Origin of the sequence: Sphaerotilus sp. (assembly GCF_013299175.1) — a bacterium.
GTDB lineage: Bacteria > Pseudomonadota > Gammaproteobacteria > Burkholderiales > Burkholderiaceae_C > Sphaerotilus.
Window position 1 is genome coordinate 1 of record NZ_JAAFKF010000165.1, and the last position, 5183, is coordinate 5183.

Annotated in this window: 3 protein-coding genes and 1 tRNA gene; 1 reads left to right on the forward strand and 3 read right to left on the reverse strand. The window is 67.7% G+C overall.

The window, feature by feature from the left end; translation table 11 throughout:
* Positions 1-145: 145 nt before the first annotated feature.
* The 3 genes from QZW52_RS18425 to QZW52_RS18435 all read right to left on the reverse strand — a co-directional run bounded on the left by QZW52_RS18425 (position 146) and on the right by QZW52_RS18435 (position 4550).
* A tRNA-Leu gene (locus tag QZW52_RS18425) sits at positions 146-232 on the reverse strand.
* A 42-nt stretch (positions 233-274) separates the two neighbouring features.
* Positions 275-3403, reverse strand: coding sequence for an efflux RND transporter permease subunit (locus QZW52_RS18430; RefSeq protein ID WP_294001436.1), 3129 nt, complete (start codon positions 3401-3403; stop codon positions 275-277).
* 22 nt (positions 3404-3425) lie between these two features.
* The gene (locus tag QZW52_RS18435; protein WP_294001438.1) at positions 3426-4550 is read right to left on the reverse strand and encodes an efflux RND transporter periplasmic adaptor subunit; all 1125 of its coding nucleotides are present in this window, start codon (positions 4548-4550) and stop codon (positions 3426-3428) included.
* A gap of 95 nt (positions 4551-4645) precedes the next feature.
* Here QZW52_RS18435 and QZW52_RS18440 point away from each other — a divergent pair.
* Positions 4646-5183 (forward strand): squalene/phytoene synthase family protein (locus QZW52_RS18440; protein WP_294001441.1); only part of this gene is annotated, 538 nt, incomplete at its 3' end.

Sequence of the window (5183 nt, forward strand, 5' to 3'; positions counted from 1 at the left end):
GTTGGCGACCTCGTTCTGGAGTTCGGTGGCCGACAGGGTCAGCGTGATGCGGCGCTCGAGCTTGTCGAGGGTTTCCACAGTAACAGCCATGTTCTGAAGCTCTTTAGGTTGCTTGAATCTGGGGGAAGAAAGTACGTGCCTGGTGTGGTGCGCGGAGCCGGACTCGAACCGGCACGCCCGTGAAGGCGTCAGGACCTAAACCTGGTGCGTCTACCAATTTCGCCACCCGCGCGGCACGCGTCGGAAATTCCCGGAACCTCGAATTCTAACCCGATCAGGCCACGTCCCTTTTCACCCGGAACCACGCCGCGTACATCGCCGGCAGCGCCAGCAGCGTCAGCGCCGTGGCCACGATCAGCCCGCCCATGATCGCCACCGCCATCGGCCCCCAGAAAATACTGCGCGTCAGCGGAATCATAGCCAGCACCGCGGCGGCGGCCGTCAGCACGATCGGCCGGAACCGCCGCACGGCCGACTCGACCACCGCGTCCCAGGTCGGCACCCCGGCGGCACGGTCCTGCTCGATCTGGTCGATCAGGATCACCGAGTTGCGCATGATCATCCCCATCAGCGCGATCACGCCCAGCAGCGCCACGAACCCGAACGGCCGGTTCAGCAGGATCAGCGCCCCTGCCACGCCGGCAATGCCCATCGGCCCGGTCAGGAACACCAGCATCGCCCGGCTGAAGCTCTGCAGTTGCAGCATCAGCAGCGTGAAGGTGACGAACAGCATCACCGGCACACCCGCCGCGATCGACCCCTGCCCCTTGCTGCTCTCGGCCACCGCACCCGCGATCTCGATCGAATAGCCCGGTGGCATCTGCGCCTTCAGCTTCTCCAGCGCCGGCCAGAGTTCCTTGGTCACGGTCGGCCCCTGCACGCCTTCCGGTACGTCGCCCTGCACGGTGATCGCGTACTTGCGCCCCTCGCGCCACATCACGCCCGGCTCCCAGACGTGGTCGATGCGGGCGATCTGCGCCAGCGGAATGGCCTTGCCGCTGCTGGTCGGCACGTAGGCGCTGCCCAGGTCAGTGATCGCGTCGCGCTCGGTGGTCGGCTGACGCATCACGATGTCGATCAGCTTGTCGCCTTCGCGGAACTGGCCGATCGGCGTGCCGGTCAGCAGCATGCGCGTGGCCTGCGCGATCGACTGGCTGGTGACGCCCAGCGCACGCGCCTTGTCCTGGTCGATCTGCAGGCGCAGCACCTTGACCGACTCGTTCCAGTTGTCGTTCACGCCGAGCATGTTCGGGCTGGCGTGCAGCACGGCCTTGGCCTGGTCGGCCCAGACGCGCACGGTCTGCGGATCGGCACCGACGACACGGAACTGCACCGGGTACGGCACCGGCGGCCCGCTCGGCAGCAGCTTCACCCGCCCGCGCACCTCCGGGAACTCGTCGGCCAGCAGCGTCGGCAGGCGCTTGCGCAGTTCCTCCCGCTCGGCCATGCCCTTGGGCAGCACGATGGACTGGCTGACGTTGGTCTGCGGAAAGATCTGGTCCAGCGGCAGGTAGAAGCGTGGCGTGCCCGAGCCGATCCAGGTCGTCACCGTCTCGACGCCAGACTCCTGCTGCATGCGCTTCTGGAAGCGTTGGGCCACGCGCTCGCTCTCCTGCAGCGTCGCGCCTTCGGGCAGCCACAGATCGACCAGAATCTCCGAGCGACTCGAATCCGGGAAGAACTGCTGCTGCACCTTGCCCATGCCCGCCAGCCCGAGCACGAACACGCCGATCGTCAGCCCGATCGTGATCCAGCGGTGGCCGACGCACCAATCCACCAAGCGGCGGAAGCGGTTGTAGAACGGGGTATCGAACAGATCGTGGGTCTGCCCGTCGGCATGGGGTTTCACGCGCAGCAAGCGCGCGCCCAGGTACGGCACGAAATACACCGACACCACCCACGAGATGATCAGCGCCGCCGAGGTCACCGCGAAGATCGCGAAGGTGTACTCGCCCACCGTGGACTTGGCCATGCCGATGGGGAGGAAACCGGCGGCGGTGATGAGCGTGCCGGTCAGCATCGGCATCGAGGTGGCGTCGTAGGCGTAGGTGGCGGCGTAGAGCTTGTCGTGCCCTTCCTCCAACTTGCGCACCATCATCTCGACCGCGATGATCGCGTCGTCCACCAGCAGGCCCAGCGCGATGATCAGCGAGCCGAGCGAGATCTTGTGCAGCCCGACGCCCCAGTAATACATCGTGACAAAGGTGATCGACAGCACCAGCGGGATCGTGATCGCCACGACCAGCCCCGGCCAGATGTCGATGCGAAACGGCTTGAAGTGCAGCCCCAGGCTGATGAAGCTCACCGCCAGCACCACCGCGATCGCCTCGATCAGCACATGCACGAACTCGCCCACCGAGCGCGACACGGCCACCGGCTGGTCCTGCACCTGCGACAGCGTGATGCCGGCGGGCAGCTCGGCGCGGATTTGCTCGACCTTGGCATGCAGCGCCTTGCCCAGGGCGATGATGTCGCCGCCCTTGGCCATCGACACGCCCAGCGCGATCACCGGCTCGCCCTGGTGGCGCACCTTGACGGCTGGCGGGTCGCTGTAGCCGCGCTTGATCGTGGCGACATCGCCCAGCCTGGTCATGCTCGCCACGCCCGTCGCCGGGTTGACGACGCGGATCGGCAACTGGCCGAGTTCCTCCACTGTGCGGAACTGGCCGCCGACGCGGATCTGCAGGTTCTGGGTGTCGGCGTTGAGCACACCGGCGCTCTCGACCGCGTTCTGCGTGCCAATCTGGCCGATCACCTGGTTCAGGTCGAGTCCCAGTTGCGCCAGCCGCTTGCCGGACAGCTCGATGAACACCTTCTCCGGCTGCGCCCCGAACGTCTCGACCTTGGCCACGTCGGGCACGCGCAGCAGCTCGCTGCGCACCTGGTCGGCAAACTCGCGCAGTTCCTCCGGGCTGAAGCCATCCGCCGACAGCGCGAAGATCGAGCCATAGACATCGCCGAACTCGTCGTTGAAGAACGGCCCGATCACGCCGGCCGGCAGCGTGGCCCGCATGTCGCCGATCTTCTTGCGTGTCTGGTACCAGATCTGCGGCACGTCCTTGGGCGGCGAGTTGTCCTTGATCTGGAAGATGGTGACCGACTCGCCCGGCTTGGTGTAGCTGCGGATGATGTCGGCGTTGGGGACTTCCTGGAGCGTCTTCTCGATCTTGTCGGTGACCTGGTCGGCCATCTGCTGCGCGGTGGCGCCGGGCCAGACGGCCTGCACGACCATGACGCGGAAGGTGAACGGCGGGTCTTCGTCCTGGCCGAGCTGGAAGTACGCGGCGAAGCCGAGCACCATCAGCACGACCATGAGGTAACGGGTCAGCGCCGGGTGTTCCAGTGCCCAGCGCGAGATGTTGAAGCCCGAGCGCGGGGCGGTGTCGTGGGTGTGCGGGTTCATGGTGCGGACCTTGCCCTTGCGCTCAACGCGACGCGGCCGGACGCACCGGCTCGACATACCGCTTGACCTTCATGCCCGTGGTCAGCACATGCACGCCAGCCGTGACCACTTCCTGTCCCGGCTGCACGCCGCCGTTGACCAGCACCAGATTGCCATCCGCCCCGGCGATCTGCACCGGCTGCGGCTTGACCGTCATCGTGGCCGCGTCGAGCAGCCAGACCACGCTCTTGCCGCCCTGCTCCGTCACCGCCGCCAGCGGCAGCCGCGTGACCGCATCGCGCTTGAGCAGATCGAAGGCCACCGTGGCGGTCTGGCCGAGGCGCACATCGCTGACCGCCAGATCGGCCTTGGCGGCGAAGGTGCGCGTGGTCGGATCGGCGGCGGCGGCAATCTCCCGCAGCGTGGCGCGCACCGGCTCACCCGTCGCGCCCCAGAGCTTCACCTGCAAGGCGCCCGGCTGTTTCAGCAGCACCCGCACCGACGCCACCCGGTCCTCCGGCACGTTGAACACCACGTCCCGCGACCCGGCCAGCGCCAGCCGCACGATGGGCGTGCCAGCGCCGACGACCGCGCCCGGCTCGGCGTCCACGCCCGTGACCACGCCGGCGGCGTCGGCGACGAGGCGGGTGTACTGGGTCTGGTTGCCCTGCGCGCTGGTCTGGGTGCGGGCCTGGTCAAGCGTGGCCTGGGCCGCCTTGAGTGTGGTCTCGCGGCGCTCCAGTTCGGCACCCCCGATAAAGCCCTGGCCGTGCAGTTCGCGGTAGCGTTTCAGGTCGGCACTGGCTTGGTCCCAGTTCGCCTGGGCAGCACGCAGACCGGCGGCGGCGGCGTCCTGGCCCAGCTTCAGATCAGTCGGGTCGAGCTGCGCGATCACCTGCCCCGCCTTCACCTCGTCGCCCACGTTGACCGAGCGGCTCATCAGCTTGCCGCCGACGCGGAAGCTCAACCGCGTCTCGGTGCGTGCCTTGACCTCGGCGGCGTACTCCTGCTGCGCGGTGGCGGACCCGGTGCTCACCTTCTGCGTGCGCACGGCGCGGATCGGCTCGGGCTGTGGCTCGGGCTTCGAGCAGGCGGCCAGCACGGTGAGCACGGACAGCCCGAGGGCCATCGACAAAGGGCGGTGGGCGTGAAAAAAGCGGGGTCGCATGGGCAGAACTCCAAACTGACTGACTGGTCAGTAATGTACGGGTCGGCCTGAACCGATGTCAATTCCCGCGGACAGACCGTGGCGATAATCACGCCATGAGCGTCGATCACTACGAAAACTTCCCCGTCGCCTCGGTGCTGTGCCCGCCCGCGCTGCGCCCGGCCGTCACCGCGATCTACTGGTTCGCCCGCACGGCCGACGACATCGCCGACGAAGGGGACGCCACGCCCGAGCAGCGGCTGGCCGACCTCGACGCCTACCGCGAAGACCTGCGCAGCGTCGCCCGCGGCCACGCGCCGTCGCCGCGCTGGGAAGGGGTGTTCGTGCCGCTGGCCGCGATGTTCCGCAGGCACCACCTGCCGCTGCCGCTGCTGGAGGCGCTGCTGTCGGCCTTCATGCAAGACACGCACCAGCGCCGCTACCCGGACCGGGCCGCCCTGCTCGATTACTGCAAGCGTTCCGCCAACCCGGTCGGGCGGCTGCTGCTGCACCTGTATGGGGTGCGGGAACTGGACGCGCTGGTGCAGTCGGACGCGATCTGCACCGCGCTGCAGCTCATCAATTTCTGGCAAGACCTGAGTGTGGATTTGCCACGGGACCGGCTGTATGTGCCGCTGGTCGATTGCGCGGAGG